Source organism: Myxococcus sp. CA023 (assembly GCF_010998615.1).
Lineage (GTDB): Bacteria > Myxococcota > Myxococcia > Myxococcales > Myxococcaceae > Myxococcus.
In genome coordinates this window covers 1-21781 of the sequence record NZ_JAAEAH010000038.1, presented here as the reverse complement: position 1 = coordinate 21781, position 21781 = coordinate 1, and the positions used below count along the sequence as shown (strand labels likewise).

21 protein-coding genes and 1 pseudogene are annotated in these 21781 nt (G+C 69.4%); 9 read left to right on the top strand and 13 right to left on the bottom strand.

Features of this window, described 5'->3' with window-relative positions; genetic code table 11:
- The first annotated feature begins 15 nt into the window (after window positions 1–15).
- From F8M74_RS18045 to F8M74_RS18035, 3 genes are all read left to right on the top strand, one after another.
- A complete protein-coding gene (locus F8M74_RS18045; protein WP_141258430.1) occupies window positions 16–483 on the top strand; it encodes a hypothetical protein in 468 nt (155 codons plus the stop codon).
- Between the two features lie 15 nt (window positions 484–498).
- Window positions 499–957, top strand: a complete 459-nt coding sequence (locus F8M74_RS18040; RefSeq protein WP_141258431.1) for a hypothetical protein — start codon at window positions 499–501, stop codon at window positions 955–957.
- Window positions 958–1076: 119 nt separating this feature from the next.
- Window positions 1077–2303, top strand: coding sequence for an AI-2E family transporter (locus F8M74_RS18035; protein WP_141258432.1), 1227 nt, complete (start codon window positions 1077–1079; stop codon window positions 2301–2303).
- Window positions 2304–2306: 3 nt separating this feature from the next.
- Here F8M74_RS18035 and F8M74_RS18030 read toward each other — a convergent pair whose 3' ends face one another.
- Both F8M74_RS18030 and rho read right to left on the bottom strand, forming a co-directional pair.
- Window positions 2307–2621: a hypothetical protein gene (locus tag F8M74_RS18030; RefSeq protein WP_141258433.1), complete on the bottom strand. Its 315-nt coding sequence runs from the start codon at window positions 2619–2621 to the stop codon at window positions 2307–2309.
- Window positions 2622–2646: 25 nt separating this feature from the next.
- The gene (rho, locus tag F8M74_RS18025; RefSeq protein WP_194858729.1) at window positions 2647–4275 is read right to left on the bottom strand and encodes a transcription termination factor Rho; all 1629 of its coding nucleotides are present in this window, start codon (window positions 4273–4275) and stop codon (window positions 2647–2649) included.
- A 530-nt stretch (window positions 4276–4805) separates the two neighbouring features.
- Here rho and ligA point away from each other — a divergent pair.
- The 6 genes from ligA to F8M74_RS17995 all read left to right on the top strand — a co-directional run bounded on the left by ligA (window position 4806) and on the right by F8M74_RS17995 (window position 13125).
- The gene (ligA, locus tag F8M74_RS18020) at window positions 4806–6824 is read left to right on the top strand and encodes an NAD-dependent DNA ligase LigA (RefSeq protein WP_141258979.1); all 2019 of its coding nucleotides are present in this window, start codon (window positions 4806–4808) and stop codon (window positions 6822–6824) included.
- Between the two features lie 3 nt (window positions 6825–6827).
- Window positions 6828–7127: an acylphosphatase gene (locus F8M74_RS18015; RefSeq protein ID WP_141258980.1), complete on the top strand. Its 300-nt coding sequence runs from the start codon at window positions 6828–6830 to the stop codon at window positions 7125–7127.
- A complete protein-coding gene (locus tag F8M74_RS18010) occupies window positions 7124–7567 on the top strand; it encodes a DUF3052 family protein (protein ID WP_141258981.1) in 444 nt (147 codons plus the stop codon). The genes F8M74_RS18015 and F8M74_RS18010 overlap by 4 nt, the downstream gene beginning before the upstream one ends.
- Before the next feature lie 551 nt (window positions 7568–8118).
- Complete coding sequence (locus F8M74_RS18005; protein ID WP_141607748.1) at window positions 8119–10917, top strand: Rne/Rng family ribonuclease; 2799 nt, start codon at window positions 8119–8121, stop codon at window positions 10915–10917.
- 355 nt (window positions 10918–11272) lie between these two features.
- Window positions 11273–12646, top strand: a complete 1374-nt coding sequence (locus F8M74_RS18000) for a YhjD/YihY/BrkB family envelope integrity protein (RefSeq protein WP_228559416.1) — start codon at window positions 11273–11275, stop codon at window positions 12644–12646.
- Between the two features lie 125 nt (window positions 12647–12771).
- Window positions 12772–13125 carry an HU family DNA-binding protein gene (locus tag F8M74_RS17995; RefSeq protein ID WP_141258737.1) on the top strand — a complete coding sequence of 118 codons (354 nt, stop codon included), beginning with the start codon at window positions 12772–12774 and terminating at the stop codon, window positions 13123–13125.
- 11 nt (window positions 13126–13136) lie between these two features.
- Here the strand turns inward: F8M74_RS17995 and F8M74_RS17990 are convergent, their stop codons facing one another.
- The 11 genes and pseudogenes from F8M74_RS17990 to F8M74_RS17940 all read right to left on the bottom strand — a co-directional run.
- Window positions 13137–15203 (bottom strand): flagellar biosynthesis protein FlhA, encoded by a 2067-nt coding sequence (locus F8M74_RS17990; RefSeq protein WP_141258738.1) that lies wholly within the window; start codon window positions 15201–15203, stop codon window positions 13137–13139.
- Entirely contained in the window at window positions 15200–16249 is a 1050-nt protein-coding gene (locus tag F8M74_RS17985) for a flagellar biosynthesis protein FlhB (RefSeq protein ID WP_141258739.1), read from the bottom strand. Before F8M74_RS17985 ends, F8M74_RS17990 begins: the two co-directional genes overlap by 4 nt.
- On the bottom strand, window positions 16246–17040 hold the full coding sequence (locus F8M74_RS17980; protein WP_141258740.1) for an EscT/YscT/HrcT family type III secretion system export apparatus protein: 795 nt from the start codon (window positions 17038–17040) through the stop codon (window positions 16246–16248). The genes F8M74_RS17985 and F8M74_RS17980 overlap by 4 nt, the downstream gene beginning before the upstream one ends.
- Window positions 17037–17306 carry a flagellar biosynthetic protein FliQ gene (locus F8M74_RS17975; RefSeq protein WP_141258741.1) on the bottom strand — a complete coding sequence of 90 codons (270 nt, stop codon included), beginning with the start codon at window positions 17304–17306 and terminating at the stop codon, window positions 17037–17039. Before F8M74_RS17975 ends, F8M74_RS17980 begins: the two co-directional genes overlap by 4 nt.
- Window positions 17307–17310: 4 nt before the next feature.
- A complete protein-coding gene (sctR, locus tag F8M74_RS17970; RefSeq protein ID WP_141258742.1) occupies window positions 17311–18042 on the bottom strand; it encodes a type III secretion system export apparatus subunit SctR in 732 nt (243 codons plus the stop codon).
- Complete coding sequence (locus F8M74_RS17965; RefSeq protein ID WP_216620735.1) at window positions 18039–18461, bottom strand: flagellar biosynthetic protein FliO; 423 nt, start codon at window positions 18459–18461, stop codon at window positions 18039–18041. The genes sctR and F8M74_RS17965 overlap by 4 nt, the downstream gene beginning before the upstream one ends.
- 8 nt (window positions 18462–18469) lie before the next feature.
- Window positions 18470–19615 carry a type III secretion system cytoplasmic ring protein SctQ gene (gene sctQ / locus F8M74_RS17960; RefSeq protein ID WP_163884477.1) on the bottom strand — a complete coding sequence of 382 codons (1146 nt, stop codon included), beginning with the start codon at window positions 19613–19615 and terminating at the stop codon, window positions 18470–18472.
- Window positions 19616–19762: 147 nt separating this feature from the next.
- Complete coding sequence (locus F8M74_RS17955; protein WP_228559418.1) at window positions 19763–20146, bottom strand: hypothetical protein; 384 nt, start codon at window positions 20144–20146, stop codon at window positions 19763–19765.
- Between the two features lie 115 nt (window positions 20147–20261).
- Window positions 20262–21065 (bottom strand): flagellar M-ring protein FliF, encoded by an 804-nt coding sequence (locus F8M74_RS17950; protein WP_141258745.1) that lies wholly within the window; start codon window positions 21063–21065, stop codon window positions 20262–20264.
- Between the two features lie 10 nt (window positions 21066–21075).
- Complete coding sequence (locus F8M74_RS17945) at window positions 21076–21561, bottom strand: ATP-dependent helicase HrpB (RefSeq protein WP_141258746.1); 486 nt, start codon at window positions 21559–21561, stop codon at window positions 21076–21078.
- Between the two features lie 15 nt (window positions 21562–21576).
- Window positions 21577–21781, bottom strand: a pseudogene (locus F8M74_RS17940) (hypothetical protein); the annotation flags it as partial.

Sequence of the window (21781 nt, the reverse complement as noted above, 5' to 3'; positions counted from 1 at the left end):
TGACAGAGGCCCTCCGTGTCCCGTCTTGCCCTGCCGACCCTGCTCCTCGCCCTGCTCACCACCGCGTGCTCGGAAGACCTGTGCACCCAGGCGCCCCGCTGTGACGACTCGGAAGCGCTCAACTGCGAGCCGGAGTGCACGGTGGGCCCGTGCTCCAGCGGCCCCATCCTCCAGGCGTGCACCGAGCGCACGACGTGCACCGTCGTCCCCGGAGACCGCAACGACGCTCGCTTCTACCGCTCCCGCGCCGTGTGCGCCGTCACCCTGGAGGCCTGCGACCCAGCGACCGCGGCCCCGCCCACCTGCGGGAGCGACCGCTTCGTCACCGGCTGCAGCGCCTACCGCCGCGACATCCGCGTGTCCTGCTCCCAGTCGGCGCTCTACTTCGCGCAGGTGCCCCCCTGCTGCCAGGGCCTGGGCACGGACGACGGCGGCACCGACGCGGGCGTCCCCGACGCGGGCACGGCCGACGCCGGCATTTGAGGTAGAGAAGAAGCCATGGCGTCGCGCTGGGACCACCTCTTCGACCTCAAACCGATTTCCCTGCTGGAGCACCTCCTGGAGGAGGTGGCGAAGCTGCTGCACAAGGACCTGCTGCAGTGGCCACCGCCCGTCGAGGAGCTGGACCTGGACACCGGTGGCCACTTCGCGCCGCTCTTCACGGAGCCCCGGCCCCGGCCGTCCCGGGCCGTCTACACGGAGGCGTTCCGGCTGGCGCAGTGGGAGCTGGCGCGCGAAACGGACGCCTACGACGACTACATGCGCAACAAGCGCTACCTGGAGCGAGGCCTGGTGCCGGGCGACCGGCTGCCCCTGCTGCTCCTCAGCCGCTGGCTCACCGAGCAGATGCTGGGCCTGGGCGAGGCCACCGAGGGCCGCGTCAAGCGCAAGCACATGCGCGACTGCCTGGAGCGGCTCCAGTCAAAGCTCGGCGCATTCCAGGTGCCCAGCGCCTGAGCCGCCGCCGGGTGACCCGGTGAAATGTTGAACAGGCACCATCCCCCTCCCAGGACGCGGGCGGGGCGCTCACGTGGCGGCCCTTGTCACCGGGAAGGCACTGCCGTAAGCCAGACGGCATGTCGCAGCAGCCTTCGGACTCCACCGCCTCCGCCAACCGACGCAAGCGCCTGCTCCTCTTGGGAGTGTTGTGGCTGAGCCTGGCACTGGTCCTGTTGGCCTTCCGCTCGGTGGTCATGCCCTTCGCGGGCGCCGCGCTCATCGCCTACCTGGTGCAGCCGCTGGTGGGGCGCATCTCCCGGGTGAAGGTGGCCGGCCGGCCGGTGCCGCGCTGGGCGGCGCTGCTGCTCATCTACGCCGGCTTCTTCGTGGGCGTGTACCTCTTCATCGTCGCGCTGGTGCCGCAGCTCTACCGCGAGCTGTCCCGCGTCAGCCGTGAGGCGGTGACGTTCGCCAACACGCTCACCCCGGAGCACGTCCAGGAGCTCGCGCAGCGCGCGGAGACGTGGCTCAGCACACGAGGCATTCCGGTGGCGCTCTCCAACCGCGCGCTGGAGGGCGCGGACGCGGGGAGCAACAACGGCACCTTCGGCTTCGCGCTGGATTTGGAGCAGTTCCTGGGGGACGCGGTGAAGCGCGTGTCCATCCTGGTGCAGGAGAACCTGGGCGACATCGTCAACGTGTCCCGCAGCATCGTCACCAGCGTGGCCGCGGGCGTCTTCATGCTCTTCTTCGTGCTGATGGTGGCCGCGTTCTTCTCCATCGACGCGCACGCCATCCGCAACTACTTCGGCACGCTGATTCCGCCGGAGTACGCCACCGACGCGCGGCAACTGCTGGAGCGCATCGACCGCTCGTTGTCCGGCGTGGTGCGCGGGCAGGTCACCATCTGCATCGTCAACGGCATCCTGACGTTCATGGGGCTGCTGCTGTTCGGCGTGAAGTTCGCGTTCCTGCTGGCGACCATCGCCACCTTCTTCAGCCTCATCCCGATTTTCGGCACCATCCTCAGCTCAGTGCCCATCGTCCTCATCGCGCTGGCGGACGGCTTCCAGAAGGGGCTGGCGATTCTCGCGTGGATCATCGGCATCCACGCGGTAGAGGCGTACTTCCTCAACCCCAAAATCATGGGGCAGGCGGCGCACCTGCACCCCGTCATCGTCGCCTTCTCCCTCATCGCCGGAGAGCGGCTCTTCGGGCTGGTGGGCGCCCTCTTCGCGGTGCCCGTGGCGTCCGTCCTGGTGGCGTGCTTCGACTACGCACGGCTCAAGGCCCAGCCCGCGCCCGCGGTGGCCCTGGCCACGCCCGGACCGCTGCCCGCTGAACGTCAGCCGCCCGCCGCCTGAGCCCTACTGGCAGGCGGCGGCGCAGCGCGCTTCACGGCAGGTGGGGATGCAACGCCCGCAGTCGATGGAGCCCTCCGGGCAGCCACTGGTACAGGGGCCGCTACACGTCGGGCCTTCGTCCGCGTGCGTGACGGCGGTTCCCAGCCCACAGCACGCGTTGGCCACGCAGTCGTCGTCCGTGTAACAGGTCTGGTCGGACAGCACCGGGGGCACGTCCTCCAGCGGCAGGTCTCCCAAACCGTCACACCCCACTCCACCACCGCCCAGCGTCACCCCCAGCACGAGGGTGAGCAGGCGGAAACGTCCGTGTCTGAGCAATGGACACTCCTTGCTCAGACAATCTCTACCGGTTCATCGACCCGAGGAAGTCCGCATTCGACGCGGTGGGCCGCATGTGTTTGAGCACGAACTCCATCGCGTCGATGGGGGTGAACGGGTGGAGCACCTGCCGCAGGGCGGTGATGCGCACCAGGTCGCCCGGGCCGAGCAGCAGCTCCTCCTTGCGCGTACCGGACTTGTTGATGTCCAGCGTCGGGAAGATGCGCTTCTCCATCAGCTTCCGGTCCAGGACGATTTCGGAGTTACCCGTGCCCTTGAACTCCTCGAAGATGACTTCGTCCATGCGGCTGCCGGTGTCGATGAGCGCGGTGCCGATGATGGTCAGCGAGCCACCCTCTTCGATGTTGCGCGCGGCGCCGAAGAAGCGCTTGGGCTTGTGGAGCGCGTTGGCGTCCACGCCACCGGACAGAATCTTGCCGGACGCGGGCACCACCGTGTTGTAGGCGCGCGCCAGACGGGTGATGGAGTCCAGCAGGATGCAGACGTCGTACTTCTGCTCGACCAGGCGCTTGGCCTTGTCGATGACCATCTCCGCCACCTGCACGTGACGCGTGGCGGGCTCGTCGAAGGTGGAGGACACCACCTCGCCGCGCACGCTGCGCTCCATGTCCGTCACCTCTTCCGGGCGCTCGTCCACGAGCAGCACGATGAGGTACACGTCCGGGTGGTTGCGGCTGATGGCGTGCGCGATGTTCTGCAGCAGCACCGTCTTACCGGCCTTCGGCGGCGCCACGATGAGGCAGCGCTGGCCCAGACCGATGGGGCAGAACATGTCGATGATGCGCGTGGTCATCTCCGACGACTCATGCTCCAGCTTGAGCTTGCGCGTCGGATAGAGCGGCGTGAGGTTGTCGAACAGGATGCGCTCGCGCGCCGCGTCCGACATCGGGTCCGCGAAGTTGACCTTGTCCACCTTCTGGAGCGCGAAGAAGCGCTCGCCCTCGCGGGGCTGGCGGATGGGGCCCGTCACCGTGTCGCCGGGGCGCAGGTTGAAGCGGCGCACCTGCGACGGGGACACGTAGATGTCGTCCGGGCTGGGCTGGTAGTCGCTGTCCGCGCTGCGCAGGAAGCCGAAGCCGTCGCTGAGCAGCTCCAGCACGCCCTCCGCGTGGACCTCGAAGCGCTTGTCGGCGATGCCGCCCAGCAGCGCGAAGATGAGGTCCTGCTTCTTCAGGCCCTGGTACCCCTCGATGCCCACGTCGTGGGCCATCTTCGAGAGGTCGGTGATCTTCATCCGCTTCAGGTCATTGAGCTTGATGACCTGCATGGGCTCGCCATCCCGGGTGACTTCCGTGATGGCGGGAGTCTCAGGGGGCTCCGGAGGAGGCGGCAGGGAGGCAGCCGGCTCTTCGGACTCGCCGGAGATACGAGCCTCCTGGAGGTCGTCGTCCCGCACCGGGCGGGAGATGGGGGTGAGCACCGGACGGGGCGGCTCGGCGGGGGCCTCCTCGACCTCGGCGCCGGGCTCTTCGTCGCGGCGGGCGGCGCTGCGGCGGGCGCGCGGGGCGGGCTTCTCGGCCTCGTCTCGCTCCACCGTCTTCGCGGCGCGCTTGCGGCGTGGCTTCTCCGTGTCGGCCTCGACGGCGACATCGGTGTCGGCAGCCTTCTCTCTCGAAGTACGGGCTTTACGCATGTCTGTAACGCTTGGGAGGAATGAAGCGCCCGAGGACTCGGACGGGTGAAATGGCGGGGAGACGTCCGCGCGGCCCTCGGAAGCACCTTCCAGGAGGACGGCCCCGCCGGAATCCCAGGAAGGGACTGCGCGGGCGTGAGCCTTGTGGTTGGGAGAAGAGTCGGCGCCGTCGGAATACACCTGCGCCATGAACCGCGAGGGACGTTATTGACCCCCTTCTGGCCTGTCAAGGCATCTTGAGGGCCACGGTTGCGTCGCTTCCAGAAGAGCAACACGCGCCCCCGGGGCCCTCATTTCCAGCCGGCCGTACGGGCCTTCCGGAGTCCCCTGCCCCGGACCTGAGGACCCGGCGGGTCGGCGCGCGGACATCGCCACTGCCAGCGACAACACCCGGCCCTCCAGGTCCGCTTCCCCTCAGGACACGGTTCACGCGGAGACGACGACCGGACCTTGTCAGTCGGGAACCGTAGAGTGGCCGCCTTTCGAGGCACGCGCCGACGCGCCGTGTTTTGGAGTAAGGACCGCGAACCGTGGACGACTTCCAGAAAGCCGCAGCCCGAGCCCGTGAGCTCCACCGTGAGCTGGCGCACCACAACTACCGTTACTACGTCCTCGACTCGCCCGAGGTCAGCGACGCGCAATACGACAAGCTGATGCGCGAGCTGCAGGACCTGGAGGCGAAGCACCCGAGCCTCCAGACGCCGGACTCGCCCACCCAGCGCGTGGGCGGCGCGGCGGCCGAGGAGTTTGGCGAGGTGGTGCACCGGGCGCCCATGCTCTCGCTGGCCAACATCTTCGAGGACCAGGGCCTCATTGAGTTCGACGAGCGAATCCGCAAGCTGGTCGGCCTGCCGGGTATCGCCTACGTCTGCGAGCCCAAGCTGGACGGACTCGCCATCGCGTTGCGTTACGAAAAGGGCGCGTTCGTCCAGGGCGCCACCCGGGGCGACGGCACCACCGGCGAGGACGTCACCTCGAACCTGCGCACCATCCGCAGCCTGCCCATGTCGCTGTTCCCCCAGGACGGCGTGAAGGTGCCGGACGTGCTGGAGGTCCGCGGTGAGGTCTTCATCCGCAAGAAGGACTTCCAGAAGCTCAACGAGAAGCGCGAGGAGGAAGGCGAGCCGCTCTTCGCCAACCCGCGCAACGCCGCCGCCGGCAGCCTGCGCCAGTTGGACCCGCGGATGACGGCCGCCCGGCCCCTCTCCGTGTTCCTCTACGAATGCGTCCCGGGCGAAGGCGTGCCCGTCTTCAAGACGCACATCGAGAAGCTGGAGTACCTCAAGACGCTGGGCCTGCCCATCAACCAGTATCGCCGCGCCGAGGGCCTGGAGGGCGTACGCCAGGCCTATGACGCCTCCCTCAAGGGCCGCCACGAGCTGCCCTTCGAAGTGGACGGCATGGTGGTGAAGGTGGATGACGAGGACCAGCGCAAGCGCCTGGGCCAGGTCTCCAAGAGCCCCCGCTGGGCGGTGGCGTACAAGTTCCCTCCAGAGGAGGAGTCCACGGAGGTGATGGACATCGGCATCCAGGTGGGCCGCACGGGCGCGCTGACGCCGGTGGCGCACCTCAAGCCGGTGAAGGTGGGCGGCGTCACGGTGGCGCGCGCCACGCTGCACAACGAGGACGAGCTGCGCCGCAAGGACGTGCGCAAGGGCGACACCGTCTTCGTGCGCCGCGCCGGTGACGTGATTCCGGAAATCGTCTCCGTGGTGCTGTCCAAGCGCCCCGCGGACTCCGCGCCCTTCGAGTTCCCCAAGCACTGCCCCGTCTGCGATGCGGTGGCGACCAAGGACGAGGACGGCGCCATCATCCGCTGCACGGGCGCCTCCTGCCCCGCACAGTTGGTGGAGAAGATCCGCCACTTCGCCAGCCGCCTGGCCATGGACATCGAAGGGCTGGGCGACAAGCTGGCCGCGCAGCTGGTGTCCACCGGCAGGGTGAAGGCGTTCGCGGACCTCTACGCGCTCACCAAGGAAAACCTGCTGACGTTGGAGCGCATGGGCGACAAGAGCGCGGATAACCTCATCGCGTCGCTGGAGCGCTCCAAGCAGACCACGCAGCGCCGCTTCCTCTATTCCCTGGGCATCCGCCACGTGGGTGACGCCACCGCCAAGGCGCTGGCGGAGGCCTTCCCCCAGTCGGAGATGCTCTTTACGGCCAGCCTGGAGGACATCTCCCGCGTGAAGGACGTGGGCCCCATCATGGCCCAGGTCATCCACACCTTCTTCCAGGAGCCCCAGAACCAGGAGGCCATCCGCGCGCTGCTGGCGGCGGGTGTCCAGCCCGCGGCGCCCCAGGTCGCCACGGGAGGCCCCTTCGTGGGCAAGTCGGTGGTGCTCACCGGCGCGATGACGGGTATGACGCGGGAGCAGGCCAAGGAAGAGGTCGAGCGCCGGGGCGGCAAGGTCGCCGGAAGTGTCTCGCGCAAGACCGATTTCGTCGTGGCCGGTGAGGATGCGGGCAGCAAGCTGAAGAAGGCCCAGGAACTCGGGGTAAGAATCCTGGACGAGCACGCGTTCCTGCAGATGTTGCAGACGAACGCCTAGAGGATGGGGCGGTCCATGAGTGGCACGCGGCGAGCCTCGCTGCGCATCGAAGGCAAGGTGCAGGGCGTCTTCTTCCGGGAGAGCGCCCGCGTTGAGGCCACACGCCTGGGTCTGACAGGCTGGGTGCGCAACCGGCCGGACGGGGCCGTGGAGGCCGTCGTGGAAGGGGAGCCCGCCGTGCTCGAGGAGTTCATCCGTTGGTGTCATCGCGGTCCGACGCAGGCCCGGGTTTCGGGCGTTCAGCGCGCGGACAGCGAGGCCACCGGCGAGTTCATTCAATTCAACGTGGAGCGCACGTCATGACGCCCTACGCGCTGGCCTCCCTCCCGGCAATGCTGGGTATCCGGGCCGGATCCAAGGTCTCCGTCATCAACCCGCCGCGGGGCTTCGTGCAGAAGCTCAACCCGCTGCCGGATGGGGTGGAGTTCCTCATCACCGCGGTGACGGGCCTGGATGTCATCCTCTTCTTCACCGAGGACCCGCAGGAGCTGGTGCAGCGGCTGCCGGCCCTGGCCCGCGCCATGGCCCTCACTGGCGGCATCTGGGTGTGCTGGCCGGGGGGCGAGAGTGCCCGCCGGGGCCTCTCCGAGGACTTCGTCCGCCACGCGGCCCTGGACATCGGTCTGGTGGACAACAAAATCTGCATCATCGATGCCACCTGGACAGGCCTCCGGCTGGTGAGGCGGCCCCGAGGGCGACTGGACAAGCCAGGGGAGCGCAAGCGAGCCCCTGCCCAGGCCTGATGCCCTGCCGGGTAGCCGCCCGGCATCTGCCTGACAGTGGATGGAAGCCGTTTCTCGGCTTTACACACCTGGGGGGCCGTGAAAAACTCCCCGTGTTTCTGGACGGTTGTGTGACGCCCCGCGTTGTCGGGGGTCGACGTCTGGTAGGGATTTTGACGGGTTGCGTTCCCGGCTCCTCCGGGCGCGTCAGCTGCACCGAGGCTCCAGTCGCCCCCCCAAGGTGGCCCACGATGGGCACCGACCGGGTGTGGATAGAAGAGCGGGCGGCACGCGCGTCGTGGGGAAGCTCGAACGCGTTGTGAAGACAAGGCCTCGCCCGGCACGGTGCCGGTCGCAATGCGGGGCGCCAATGAACTCGGAGGAGCAGGCGGTGGTCCCCTCGGTCCTCGACAACGAGCCCCCAGCCGCACCCGGCATGCCCGGGCCGGCGTCGCTCGCTGTAGGCCCGCCGGAGGCCGCCTCTCCCTTCGCAGCGCGCTCGGAGGCGCGGCGTCTCGCCGCCGCCCGTCCGGTGAGGTCCGCCCTACCGCGCGCGCCAGCAGGATTCATCCATGAGCAGCATCCTGGTCATCAACGCCGCGGGTCGAGAGACGCGCGTCGCGCTCGTCGAGGGCGGACACATCGCGGAGTTCTACCTCGAGCGTAAGAAGGACAAGGGCGTCGTCGGGAACATCTACAAGGGCCGCGTCGTCCGGGTGCTCCCGGGCATGCAGGCCGCCTTCGTGGACATTGGCCTGGAGAAGGCCGCGTTCCTCTATGTCAGTGACGTCGTCTACGACCCTGACTTCGCGCGCGCGCAGTTCGAGCTGACCGAAGGTGAGCACGAGGATGCGCCGGACGTCCCGGACGAGTCCGAGGCCGAGGCCGCGGAGGCCGCCGCCCGGCACGCGCCCCCCCGTCACGTGGAGCCGGAGGACGCCCATTTCGAGCCTGTCACGGCGCCCATTGAGTCCCTGCCGCGCGACACCGCCCTGGAGCTGGCCGCCAACGCCCCGACGGTGACGCCGCCGGGCGCGGAGACGCCGGTGGCGACCGCGGAGGAAGCGCCGGCCGCCGGGTCGGAGATGGTGGTGGCCGCCGAGGTGGCCGTTCAGCCCGTCACGCCCGAGCAGATTGTCGCGGTCGAGCCGTCCACGGCAGCGCCCGTGGAGGCCGCGCCTGCTCCGGCGGGTGGTGAGGCCGAGGTCGCGCCCTCCTCCGAGCCTCAGGTGGCCGAGGCCACCGTGGAGCCCGCCGCGAACGTGGAGTCGCCCGAGGCGGCGCTGGCCGTTGCCGCAGCGTCCGAGCCCGACGCGGCCGGGGTGGCGACGCCCGCTGAATCGGCCGTGGAAGCGGCCGAGGGCGAGGCCACCGGTCTTTCCGTCGAGCCCCCTCCCCCCGCGGCCGCCGCGCTGGGAGACATCATCCCCTCGCCCGCTGAGGAGGGCGCGCAGGCTGCGAAGCCGTCCGAGGTCTCCGGCGAGCGCCGCACGCCGCGCGAGGCCCGTGAGGCGCGTGAGCCCCGGAGCCGGGAGAAGGAGCGCGGCGAGAAGGACAAGGGCCGCCGGCCGCAGGAGGAGAAGCGCCGGGGCGACAAGCGCGACGAGGACAAGGAGAAGGCCAAGCCGCGCCGCACCGACAAGATTGAGGACCTGCTGAAGGTGGGCCAGGAAGTCGTCGTCCAGATTTCCAAGGACCCCATCGGCACCAAGGGCGCGCGGCTCACCTCACACATCTCCATCCCCGGCCGTCACCTGGTGTTCATGCCCACGGTGGACCACGTGGGCATCAGCCGCCGCATCTCCAACGAGAAGGAGCGCCGGCGTCTGCGTGACATCGTGGACCGCCTGCGCCCGCCCGGAACGGGCTTCATCGTCCGCACCGTCGCGGAGAACGTGCCGCAGGAGAAGCTCGAGAGCGACATCCGGTTCCTCATCGAGGTGTGGAACCAGGTGGTGCGCAAGAACGAGAAGCGCGGCGGCCCCGGCCTGCTGCACCCCGACCTGGACCTCATCCTGCGCGCCACGCGCGACCTCTTCGCGCACGACGTGGAGAAGCTCGTCGTCGATGACCGCGAGGAGTACGAGCGCATCCTCGGCTTCGTCACCGCGCAGGACCCGGCGCTGCGAGACAGGGTGGCCCTGCACGAGGGCGACGACACCGTCTTCGACGCGTACGGCATCGAGCAGGAGCTCCAGCGCGCCACCCAGCGCAAGGTGTGGCTGAAGAGCGGCGGCTACCTCATCATCGACCAGGCCGAGGCGCTCACCGCCATCGACGTCAACTCGGGCCGCTACGTCGGCAAGAAGAGCCTCGAGGAGACCATCACCAAGATCAACGTCGAGGCGGCCAAGGAGATTGTCTACCAGCTCCGGCTGCGCAACATCGGCGGCATCATCATCTGCGACTTCATCGACATGGAGAAGGCGCAGAACCGCGACAAGGTCTTCAAGGCGCTGCAGGAAGCGCTGGGCCGCGACAAGGCCAAGACGAACGTGCTGCGCATCTCCGAGCTGGGCCTCGTGGAGATGACGCGCAAGCGCGTGCGCGAGTCCATTGGCCGCATGCTCCACGAGGACTGCCCGTACTGCGACGGCAACGGCTTCGTGAAGACGGCCACCACCGTGGCCTACGAAATCTTCCGGGAGATTCGCCGCGAAGCGCCGGGCTACAAGGACTCCACGCTGGTCATCAACTGCAACGCGGAAGTGGCGCGCCTGCTCCAGGGCGAGGAGCGCAACGAGCTGCGGCACCTGATGGACCGGTACAACAAGTCCATCCAGGTCAAGGCGCAGCAGAACTACCACCGCGAGCAGTACGACATCTACGGACGCTCGGCGTCGGGACCGGAGCACAAGGTGGCCTCGTCGCCTGGCTCGGGTGATGGCGAGCTGGCCATGCAGCAGCGCAAGCCCGACAGCAATGGCGGGGGCTACGGCCGCCAGGAGCAGGGCCGGCGCGGCGGTGGTGGTGGCGGCGGCGGTGGTGGCAGGGACCGGGGTGGTGAGCGGGGCAACGAGCGCTCCGAGCGCGGTGAGCGGGGCGGAGACCGTCGCGAAGGCCGCCGCGAGGGCCGGAGTGGCGGAGACCGTCCTCGGGGTGACCGGGGTGGCGAGCGTGGCGACCGTTCCGAGCGCGGCGGCGAACGGGGCGAACGCTCCGAGCGCGGCGGCGAACGGAGTGAGCGTGGTGAACGCTCCGAGCGCGGCGAACGTCCCGAGCGCGGCGAACGGCGTGGCGACCGCGGCGAGCGTGGAGAGCGCGGCGGTTCGCAGAACACGTCTGGTGGAGGCGAGAACGCGGGTGGCTCGACGCCGCCTCCGCCCCCAGCCTCGGGTGGTGGGTCGGAGCCTTCGGGCGGCACGACCTGAGTTCTTTCCGCCGGTCAGTCGTCGGCGCCCTGCCCTGCCGGTGGTTTCAAGGCCGGGGCTGGGAGCCGGCGGCGCTGGCGAGGCGGAAGTCGCTGGCCAGTGCACACGAAGCCCCGCATCGTGTCGGCCTGTGTACGCTGGCAGGCCACCTCAAACAGGGGTGGGCTGGCACTGGCGGCCGCGGATTGGCTAGCGTGAGCGTCCATGCCCCAAGGCGGTTCCCGCCTCGCGCGGCCGGCCATGTCACACGGATGATGTCCTCGCGCTCCGAGCACGTATCGCCCCGTCTGGGGCCACGTTCCCTCCGCCTCCGTCAGGCCCGCGCCTGGCGCGGCCGGGCCTCTTGAGGGAATCGGTGAAGCTGACGCCCCTGCCGTGGCTCCGTCAATTCCGCGAGCGAGCCACTCGGCTCTGGGCGCCCCTGCAGCACACGCCCGTGGGGCTGTTCGCGACAGACACCCTCCTGGCCGCGAAGACGGTGGCCCAGGGCTTTCGCGGGGAGAATCTCCGGCTTCGGGCCGCCGCGCTGACCTACGTCAGCATGTTCTCCCTGGTGCCCCTCCTGACGGTGGCGCTCGTGCTGCTGACCGCCTTCCACCAGGACGAGTTCAAGGAGAAGCTGCGCTTCGTCGTCAGCGAGGTGCTCAACCCCGGGGTGCGCGGCAAGTCATCCCAGTTCCTCGACCGGTTCCTGAACCCCACGCACACCGTCGCCATTGGCAGCGTGGGCTTCCTGGCGGTGCTCCTGTCCGCCGGCTCGCTGCTGCGGCAGCTCGACGGCGCCGTCAACGAGCTGTGGGGCATCCGGCGGCAGCGGCCATGGCGCATCCGGCTGCTCATCTACTCGGGCCTCCTGCTCGTGGGCCCCTTCTTCCTCGCGCTGTCCTTCTCCGGGACGGGCAAGGTCCGCGTCTTCCTACAGAGCCACGCGCCCTACGCCAGCGCCTTCATCCTGCTGGGCACCACGCTCGTCACCGTGGCCAGCCTCACCCTGCTCTACTACTGGACGCCCTACGCGCATGTCCGCGTCCGGTCCGCGCTCGCCGGAGGACTGGTGGCCGGCCTGGGGTGGACTTTCGCCAAGCAGGTGTACGCCGCATTCGCGGAGCGCAGCTTCCAGTACAACCCCCTCTACGGCTCGCTCGGCGCGCTCCCGTTGTTCCTGGCGTGGGTCTACGTGAGCTGGCTGTTGGTGCTCTTTGGCGCCCGGCTCTCCTATGCAGTGGAACACACCGCCTTCCGGCACTCCCTCTTCGCTTTTGGAAGCCACCCGCGCGCGCACGAACTGGTCGCCGCCCGTGTCGCCCAGGAGACCACCCTGGCCTGGGTGGACGGGCTGCCGCCTCCCTCGCCGCGCGAGCTGGCGACGCGGCTGCGCGTCCCCGAGTCGCTGGTCCACGAGGTCGTCGACCGCATGGTGGCCGCCGAGTTGCTGGAGCGCCTCCGCAAAGGGGGCCTGCGTCCCGCGAAGGACCCGGCTGCCCTCACGCTGGCGGACACCACGCTCGCCGTGCACGGTGTGATGCTCACCGGCGGCGCGGAGGGAGGGAACGGGCCCCGGGCGCCTGGATTCGAACAGATGGAGCCCATCTTCCAGGCAGCTGACTGCGCCGGCGTCGACCTGCTACGTCGCACCCGCTGGCTGGACCTGGTGGTGCCGCTCCGCCCAGGACTGGCGGAGCCTGCTCCCGCCCCACCACCCAGGGTGGCCGCAGGGGGAAATCCGTAGAGGTTCTGGGTGGTTGGAAGCTCACCCTGCTTGCACGAAGGATGCGTTCTGTTATGTTTTCAGGATTCGACCACGGGCCAGAGCGCCCTGTTTCCAAGGGGTCACCGGGTTTGCGGGAGCGTCCGATGCTCAAGTCCGATCTGATCAACATCCTCGTGGCCAAGAGGGGCGTGACGCAGAAGCAGGCTGAGGCCACCATCGAGACGATTTTCGAGTCGATGAAGGATGCCCTCTGCCGCGGCGAGAACATCGAGATTCGCGGACTCGGTGCCTTTCACGTGAAGAACTACCAGGGCTACCAGGGCCGCAACCCGAAGACGGGACAGGTCATCCCGGTGAAGCCCAAGCGCGGCCTGCTCTTCCGCACGGGCAAGGAGCTGCGCGACCGCGTGAACCGTCCGGCGCCCCAGCAGGCCCAGGCGGAGCTGCCCCCGCTTCCTGAAAGCAAGGGGCCGGGCAACACGGGCACGGGGCTCTAAGCCCACCTCCGTCAGCGCCCCACCGCCACCGGCGACAGCCGGCCGATGGGGCGAATCTGGAGGGCCCCATCCAGCTCGCCATAGGTGAGCACCGCGACGTCCGGGAACGCGCCCTCGCACAGTCTGCGCAGAGGCCGCCGGACATCCGGAGCGGTGAGCAGCACGGCCCGTCCCTCGGTGGCCACCTGCCGCACCCCTTCGAGGATTTCCGCCACCCGCTCCGGGTCAGGCGCCAGCCCTCGCGGGCCCATGCCGCGCAGCACCTCTTCCACCTCCGGGTCCACGAGGTACGCGTACAGCGGCCCGGTGGGCGCGAACTTGTGGCTGAGGTACCGCCGCAGCGCTTGCCGACAGCGCTCCGCGAGCGCGACGGCATCCCCTTCCGTCGTCGGCGACACAAGCGCCTCCAGGATGGCTCGCAAGTCCCGGATGCTGACGCCCTCTTGGAGCAGCTTGCGAAGCACATCCGTGAGCAGCGGCAGCGGCACCTTCTGCAGCGCCTCCTTCACGAGCACGGGCGCCTGCGCCTCCAGTCCCTCCAGCAGTCCCTGGACGTCCTGCAGCCCCAGCAGGTCCGCGGCGCGGATACGCAGGATGGCGCGCACGTGGTCCGAGACCAGCTCTCCCGGACGCCGCAGCGGCACTTGCGCTGTCTCCAGCAGGACCCGAGCCGACTCTGGAATGCGGCTGATGACCTTCCCGCTCGAGGGCTCCGTCGCGGCCTCCGCGCTCACCTGGAGGAACGCCAGTTCGTCCGGAGGCGCCAGCGCGTAGAGCGCCCCCGGCAGCACCTGCCCTCCACCCGCCGGGACTTCGTCCACCAGGACGCGGTACTCGCCCGCGCCCAGGTAGGCGGCCTGCGTGCGCACCCGGATGCCGGGCACCCGAACCCCCAGTTCGAAGAACAGCTCGTCCCGCACGCCGTTCAACGTCTTGTGGACGAAGGCGGCGCCATCCGCTTCCGCCAGCACCGTCAGGTCGGGCGCAAGGTCCAGCGTGAGCGGAGAGACACCCACGGGCGACGCGGCACTTTCCGGTGGGGCTCCAGCCGCGCCAGGCGCCACGCCTTCCGCGGGCGCGCCTGCTTTCTCTTCGACCGTCGAAACACCCGCGCGGCTCAGCACATGGCCAAGCCCGCCCAGGCCTCCCGCCAGCAGAAGGAACGTCACGTGCGGCATTCCCGGCATGAGGGCCAGCGCGACGCACAGGCCCGCCACCACCCAGAGCGTCCGCGCCTCTCCGAAGAACTGGGCCCCAATCTCCGCCCCCAGCGTGTCCTCTTCCTTCTCCGAGGCGACGCGCGTGACGACGAGGCCCGCGGCCACGGCGATGCACAGCGAGGGAACTTGGGACACCAGCCCGTCACCAATGGCGATGAGCGCGAATGTCGACGCCGCCTCGGCCAGGGGCATGCCTCCCTGCAGCACACCAATGACGGTTCCTCCAAGCAGGTTCACGGCGACGATGACCAGGCCCGCAATCACGTCCCCCTTCACGAACTTCATCGCGCCGTCCATGGCGCCGAACATCTGTGACTCGCGCTCCAGGTCACGCCGTCGGCGCCGGGCTTGCGCCTGGTCGATGGCACCCGCGCGCAGGTCCGCGTCGATGGACATCTGCTTGCCGGGCATCGCGTCCAGCGTGAACCTCGCGGACACCTCCGCCACCCGCTCCGCGCCCTTGGTGACGACCAGCAACTGCACCAGCGTGAGGATGGCGAACACCACCGCGCCCACAACGTAGTCGCCCCGGACGACGAACTCACCGAAGGCCTGGATGACGTCTCCCGCGTGCCCCTCCGCGAGCGCGAGCCGCGTGGAGGACACGTTGAGCGCCAACCGGAACAGCGTGGTGAACAGCAACAGCGTGGGGAACGACGTCACCTTCAAGGCGTCCCGGGCACGCAGCGCGGCCACCAGCAGGGCCACCGACGCCGCCAGATTGACGGCGAGCCCCGCGTCCAAGAGCCATGCGGGTAAGGGGATGATGAGCGCGCCCAGGACCGCGGCCATGGCGATCGCCAACACCACGTCCGAGGAGTTTCGGGCCTTCAGCAATACCTTCATGAGGGGGTTCATGACGTCTGTCTCCGTGGATGGCCGTCCAACTCCCGCGCATCCATCGCCGTGCGCAGGACGACCGCCGCCGCCTGGTACAGCTCCTCTGGAATGGGCTCGCCCACGTCGTAGTGGATGAGGCTGCGTGCCAGCGGGATGTCCCGCACCACCGGAATGCCCAGTCGGCGTGCCTGCTCCCGCATGGCGAGCGCATCCCCTTCCCGGGCCTTGGCCACGAGATAGGGCGCCTCACATTCGTCGACGTCGTAGCGAAGCGCGACCGCGATGTGCGTGGGGTTGACGACCACGGCGGTCGCCTTTTGCACCCCGCGTGCCGCACCGCCCTGCGAAAGCTGGCGATGCAGGGCCTTCCGCTGCCCCTTGTGCCGGGGGTCGCCCTCACTCTCCTTGTACTCGCGCTTCATCTCCTCGCGAGTCATCATCAAATCCTTGATGTGGCGCCGCCAGGCCAGCGCGTAGTCCCCCACGCCCAGCACCACCAGCAAACAGGCCAGGCGGCTCGCGAGCCCGGACACGTGCGCGACCACCAGGCTCAAGCCCTCCGTACCGCCCAGCCACGCGGTCTTCATCGCATCCGGAGCGACCTCCTCCGCATCGCTCCAGACGAGCGCCCCCACCAGGCAGACAATCAGCAGCGTCTTCGCCAGTTCCACCCAGGGGCGCCAGCTGAAGAGCCGCTGCATGCCCGCCACGAGACTGATGCGCTCCAGCTTCGGCTCGACATGCAGGAGGTCGGCTTCCAGGCCCACCGTAGCCACGGACACGAGCAGCGCCGCGGCGAACGCGCCCCCCAGCACCGGGCCACAAAAACGCGCGGCAATCCAGAGCCCTTCCTGCCACGCCCCAAGGTCCTGCTGTCCCAGGAAGAGGTGCTCCGTCCATGCCTGGAGCCTCGCCATGCCCACTGGCGCGGCCTCCGTGAGCCCGAACAAGCCACCCGCCGTCACCGCGCTGGCGTTGAGCAAGCGGCTGCGGGGAATCTGTCCTTTGCGCCGTGCTTCACGAAGGCGCTTCGCGCTGGGCTTCTCTGTCTTCTCCCCACTCACCGCGCCACCTCACCCAACAGCGCCAGCGCGCCTTCCACGGACAACACGCCCGCCAACAGCCGCTCACACAACACGCCCGTCCCCAGCCACAACAAGGCGCCCCCACCCAGAATCTTCAGCGGCGTCCCCACCTCCTGAAGATTCACCTGCGGTGCCGCTCGCGAAGCCAGGCCCAGGAAACAGTCCACGGTCAGCACCGCCGCGGCGATCGGCGCCCCCACCGCCAGCCCCGTGGCCATGGCCGCGCCCGCCAGCAGGACGACATGCAGCGTGGCCGCCTCGGTTGGAACGAAGGCGCCGAGCTTCACCACGCCGAACCCACGCAGCACGCTGGAGATGACGAGCGGCCACATGCCACCGGAGACCACCAGCGCCACCAGCAGATGGTAGAGCCCCTCCCCTGCCGCGGACTCACGGCTCCCCGCAAGGGGCAGACTCGCCTCGGCGGAGGTTCCACGAAGCAGGTCGATGAAGCGGCCGCCCATGCGCGCGGCATCGAAGGGGAGTACCGCGACCAACCCCACGGACGTCCCGAAGAGCAGCTCGCGAATCACCAATCCGCCCAGGGCCACCGCGGACGTGACAGGCGCATCCAGCACCACGCCCGCCTCCACCCGGAGGAAGAGCGACAGGGACAGCACCAATGCCAGGCGAACCATCGTCGGCGTGGCCTGCCCTCCCAGTAGCGGACACAGGAACGTCATGGGCAGCAGCCGCGCGGCACACAGCGCCACCACGACGATGTCCGGACCCAGTGACTCGAGCCAGGCGCGGAGCGGCTCCAGATTCATGCCGCGACCTCGGAGATGAGCATCAGGAGCTGGTGGGTGAAGCGCGTGAGCTGCCCGGCAATCCAGGGCCCGGCGAGGACCAGTGCCAGGACGGCCGCGCACAGCTTGGGCACCACCGACAACGTGGACTCCTGAAGCTGGGTGGTGGCCTGGAAGAGGCTCGACAAGAACCCCACCACCAGGCTCGCGCCAATGGGCGGCAGCGACGCCATCACCATCAACAGCAGGGCCTCACGTCCCAGGGTGAGGAAGAAGTCCTGGGTCATGGCGTCACCGGTAGCCGAGGATGAGGCCCCGCGCGAGCAGCGACCAGCCATCCACGGCGACGAAGAGGAGAATCTTGAAGGGCAGACTCACCTGGCTGGGTGACAACGTCTGCATGCCCAGCGCGAGCAGCACGTTGGCAATCACCATGTCCAGCACGAGGAACGGGAGGAAGACGAGGAAGCCAATCTGAAAGGCTTCCTTCAGCTCGGTGATGACGAAGGCCGGAATGACGACGAAGAGGTCCGTCTCCCGCACCGCGTCCATCTCCTCCACCGGACGTAGCTCGCGCGCCAGGTCCACGAAGCGCGCGCGCTCCTCAGCGCTCCCGTGCTTGACCAGGAAGGCGCGCAGCGGCTCCGACACGCGGCTCGCGGCGGAGAGCATCTCCGCGCCGGAGCCCGACGCCACCTCCGCGTAGGCCACCTGCCCCGCGTCGTACATGCGCTCCATCACCGGGGCCATGATGTGCCCGGTGAGCACCGCCGCCAGGCCCGTGAGCACGATGGTAGGCGGCGCCTGCTGCGTGCCCATGGCCGAGCGGGCCAGCGACAACACGACGGCAATCTTCGAGAAGCTCGTCAGCATCAGCACCGCGAACGGCAGCAGCGACATCACCGCGAGCATGCCCATCATCGACAGCGGGCTGCCCGCGTACGACATCCGCGACAGTGATTTCTCCGCCGCGGCGGCCGCGGCAGGAACCAGCAGGAGCGCTCCCAACAAGCCGTGGCTCATTGCCCCTCCCGCCGGCCCCGAATCGTGCGGGACCTGGGCATGGGCCGCCGGGCCTGAGCCAGGACATGACCGAACTCCGGCGCAGGCGTTGCCGTCTCGCGAATCTCCGCGAACGCGTCACCGAAGGCCACCAGGTAGCTGCGCCCATCCACCTCCACGAGCGCAACACCGCACCGTTGCGAGAGCCCCGCTCGCGATACGACGTTCAGCCGTGGCGCCGTGGGTGCGCCCGTGACGACAGCGCCACGCCGGTGCAACCACCACCCCAGTACGGCTAGCGCCACGATGCCCAGCAGCCACCGCGCGGCCACCGTGGTGGACACCCCAGCCACCGGGCCCATCACCGCCAACCCCAGCACCAGAGCCCCCGCCAACAGCAAGCGCGAGCGCGGCGAATGAACGAAACGCTGTGCATTCATGACGGGACTCACGGCAGCAGCGCCAGGACGCGGGCTCCAACCTCGCCCTCGATTTCCACCAACTCGGCGCGGGCCACCGCGCGGTCTCCCACGCGCAGCACCACCGGCTCACTGGCGTTGATGTGCAGGGGAAGCAACGCGCCCGGCTTGAGCGCCGCGAGCTCCGACAGGGGAATCATCACCCGCGTCAGCTCGATTTCCACATCCACGGGCAGCGGAGGCATGCCCTCCTCCTGCTTGTTCACGGCCACCATGTCCGACTCCTGGGGAATCCCGCGCCCCTGCGCGCGGGTCAGTGAAAAGCCCTCGGCGAGGAAGTCTCCCGAGAGCGCGAATCCGCGCGTCACCAGCCGCCCCGGCCCGAAGAGCTGGCCGGCCTGCTTACGCACGCCTTCGAAGACGACGACGTCCCCCACCACGAGCGCGTCCAGCGCGTTCGCGGACAGCGGCGTCTGGCCTACGAGGCACCGGGCATCCAGCGAGGCGGCCAGCACCTCTGGCGCGATGCCCGGCGCACGCTCCACCGGAAGCGCTTGGAACACCGTCTGGACCACCTGTGACGGCAGCAGCAACCGCGCGCCCGCGCGCGACTCGCCCACGGTCACCATCAACTCAATGCCAACCAAGGGTTCGCGAGGGTCCAAGCGCGCCACCACGTCCGACCTGGACATCGTCACGCCCGCGAGTCGTGGACCGAGCCACGGGTATGCCCCGCCCGCCGCCCTCACCGCGGAGAGCGCGACCAGCAGGACATAGGCCAACGTCGCCTCTTCCAACCGGGCCAACTCCGTCACCACGCCGGGCCGCTGCCCCGCGCCAGCGATGCGCTCCAACCCCATGAAGGCGAGCGCGGGCTCCAGCTCCAGCACCGCCGTGCCCCCCACCGCCGACAGCTCCAGCAGCGCGAAAATCGCGGGCTCGCCCAGTCCGACCGAAGGCGAGATGACGGACTCCAGGAAACGGGCCTCCGCGTTCACCGAACAGCCGAGTTCCCGAGTCAGGGCCGCCATCACCGCGTCCAGCGCCTCCCTTCCGAGGCCCCCGGCATGGGGCCGCTCCGCGAGCACGAGGTGCGCCCGGGTCAGCCGGCGCGCCCCCAAGCGGCGCAGGGGGCGGACCTTCCGGCTGGCGGCGTGTTCGATACGGGTATTCATCGGTGGCTCCGCTGCTGCATCGAGACGCACTCCTCCCGTGCAGGCCCCCCGCCAGTGGCCGGGCTCGTGGAGTCGCGGGGTTGGGAAGGCATGGCATCCGGGCGCGGGACGCCGGGTACGCGGGCCGGGACGGCGCCGCTTTCAGACTCAGCGCGTGGCCTCGCGAATCAGGCGCTCGGCCAGTGCCCCCAGCGCGGGAGGCACCTCTGACGCCGGAGGCGCCAGACTTCCGTCGGGAAACAAGGTCCGGTGGTACGGAGGCAGACGCCGAAAGATTTCCCGGCGAAGCATGGGAGGCGCGTCACTCATGAGGAGCCTCAGCCGAGCAGCGGCATCAGCTCGCTCCCCGAACTCCACCGCCACCTTCGCCTGTCGCTGCGCGGAGGGCAGCGCGGACAGACGCTGGAGGTGCTCCCGCGCACGCACCGCCGATTCCTCGCCCAGTTCGCCCAGAAGGGGGCCCGCCCGCTCCCGCCCCAGCACCCACGCGACGAGCGCGAGGCGTTCGAATGGAATCGGCAAGGGGCCCACGAGACGGGGCACCTCCTCGGTCGGTGCAGCGGCCCTGACGGACGCGGAGCTCCGGCCTGGCCGAGGCTTGCGCCCTACGCGTGTCGCATCCATGCGTTCGCTCTCCATGGACAACTCACGCCACCTTGCGCGCCGGTCCTGGTGACAACACGGGCCGCGCGGGTCCAGGCGGCGCGGACGGAGTCGGTGTCCGGTCGCGGTAGTGCCGCATCCGGAGCGTCACCAGCACCAACGCCACCGACAGCCCCGTCACCATGAGGCCCAACACCGCCAAGAGGGCACGCAGTCGGGTCAGCGGAGACACGCCCACCACCGTCGGAGCCTCCACTCGGGTGGAGACCTCGTCCACCAACAGCGAGACGGCTTCCGGCGACAGGCCCTCCACACCACCCGCGAGGAGGACCTTCAACGTCTCAGAGGATTGCCGCACCCGTGCCGCATTGCCCGGCGCCACGCGAAGCATGGCCGATGCCTTCGATGGACCCGGGGCCTGTCCCACTCTCGGCGGCGCGGGCACCACCAGGTGGACGCGCGCGAGCAGAACCCCTTCCACGGATTGGAGCGTCTTCTCCAGGCTCCGCTCCATCACCCTCACTCGGCAGACGCTCTCCTCCACCGGCGTGCGCACCAGCCCGCCACCACCGAAGACGTCACACCCCACTTCCTCCTTCAGCCTCGGCAGCCCCAGCTCCGACAGGATGCGGACCGCGTCCGAGGCGTGCTCGTCCGCCACCTCGATGGACCATGTGGGCTTCTTGCCCGCCTCGGGGACCTTGCGCGCGTCGAGCCCTCGCTCGACGAGCACGGATTGAAGCTCGTTGGCCTGCCGCTCATCCAGACCATGCTGGATGCGCTCGCGGCAGGCGGTGACGCTCACGAGTAGCGCGAGGAAGAAAGCGCGACGGAAAAGCAAATGCATCGGGTGCTCCTCAAACCTGGGTCTGGAGGACCTGCTTGACGCCGCCAGTCGCCTTCTCGACGACCTTGCCGGCGAGGTCGAGCTCCTGGCTCGCCCGGTAGACATGGGCCTGCAACGCGAGCAACTCCGCGGGCGTGAAGCTGCGGCCGGACTGCGCCAGCTGAAGGATGTGGTCCAGCCGCTTTTGCGCCTGCCCCACCCGGTCCAGCACCTGTGCCGCCTGCTGCGCTCTCGCCGCCTGCACCGAGTCCACGCGAGTGCCCGGCTTCACATCCGCGCAGCCCGGCGCGGCGGGTCCCACCCCCTCGGCCCGGGAGACACCCCGCGGCGCCGCCGTGGGCGCGGGCTTCGGCGGCCCCTCCGTGGCTACCGGAACCCCAGTGCCCTTCGCAGGCCCCTGCACCTCGTCCAACACCTTGCTGAATCGCTCCCGGCTGGGCTCCACCGCAGGCGACGCGCCCGCTCCCCCCACCGGCCCCAACGTGTCCATGGCCATGGCTGGTGTCGCTCCTCAGCGGATGTTGTTGATGGCCGCCTTCGCGGAGTCGTGGCGGACCTTCATGATGTTGGAGACAGCGGTGTGCTCGCGGCTCTCCTTCTGCATCTCGTTCTGGAGCTGCAGGTAGGCCATGTTGAACTTCTGGCCCTCCGCGGCGAGCACCTTCTGCGCCTCCAGCAGGTCCCACGCCTCCTGGTTGCCCGCCGCGGCCCCCGCG

What these genes read in the sequence shown, in the direction of transcription:
- F8M74_RS17995 (WP_141258737.1), top strand. Translation starts at nt 12,772, where the DNA reads ATGCTCAAGTCCGATCTGATCAACATCCTCGTGGCCAAGAGGGGCGTG.
- F8M74_RS17965 (WP_216620735.1), bottom strand. Translation starts at nt 18,461, where the DNA reads ATGAATGCACAGCGTTTCGTTCATTCGCCGCGCTCGCGCTTGCTGTTG.
- F8M74_RS17950 (WP_141258745.1), bottom strand. Translation starts at nt 21,065, where the DNA reads ATGCATTTGCTTTTCCGTCGCGCTTTCTTCCTCGCGCTACTCGTGAGC.
- F8M74_RS18010 (WP_141258981.1), top strand. Translation starts at nt 7,124, where the DNA reads ATGACGCCCTACGCGCTGGCCTCCCTCCCGGCAATGCTGGGTATCCGG.
- sctQ (WP_163884477.1), bottom strand. Translation starts at nt 19,615, where the DNA reads ATGAATACCCGTATCGAACACGCCGCCAGCCGGAAGGTCCGCCCCCTG.
- F8M74_RS18015 (WP_141258980.1), top strand. Translation starts at nt 6,828, where the DNA reads ATGGGGCGGTCCATGAGTGGCACGCGGCGAGCCTCGCTGCGCATCGAA.
- F8M74_RS17945 (WP_141258746.1), bottom strand. Translation starts at nt 21,561, where the DNA reads ATGGCCATGGACACGTTGGGGCCGGTGGGGGGAGCGGGCGCGTCGCCT.
- F8M74_RS18035 (WP_141258432.1), top strand. Translation starts at nt 1,077, where the DNA reads ATGTCGCAGCAGCCTTCGGACTCCACCGCCTCCGCCAACCGACGCAAG.
- sctR (WP_141258742.1), bottom strand. Translation starts at nt 18,042, where the DNA reads ATGAGCCACGGCTTGTTGGGAGCGCTCCTGCTGGTTCCTGCCGCGGCC.
- F8M74_RS17975 (WP_141258741.1), bottom strand. Translation starts at nt 17,306, where the DNA reads ATGACCCAGGACTTCTTCCTCACCCTGGGACGTGAGGCCCTGCTGTTG.
- F8M74_RS17980 (WP_141258740.1), bottom strand. Translation starts at nt 17,040, where the DNA reads ATGAATCTGGAGCCGCTCCGCGCCTGGCTCGAGTCACTGGGTCCGGAC.
- F8M74_RS18005 (WP_141607748.1), top strand. Translation starts at nt 8,119, where the DNA reads ATGAGCAGCATCCTGGTCATCAACGCCGCGGGTCGAGAGACGCGCGTC.
- rho (WP_194858729.1), bottom strand. Translation starts at nt 4,275, where the DNA reads ATGCGTAAAGCCCGTACTTCGAGAGAGAAGGCTGCCGACACCGATGTC.
- F8M74_RS18040 (WP_141258431.1), top strand. Translation starts at nt 499, where the DNA reads ATGGCGTCGCGCTGGGACCACCTCTTCGACCTCAAACCGATTTCCCTG.
- F8M74_RS17990 (WP_141258738.1), bottom strand. Translation starts at nt 15,203, where the DNA reads ATGAACCCCCTCATGAAGGTATTGCTGAAGGCCCGAAACTCCTCGGAC.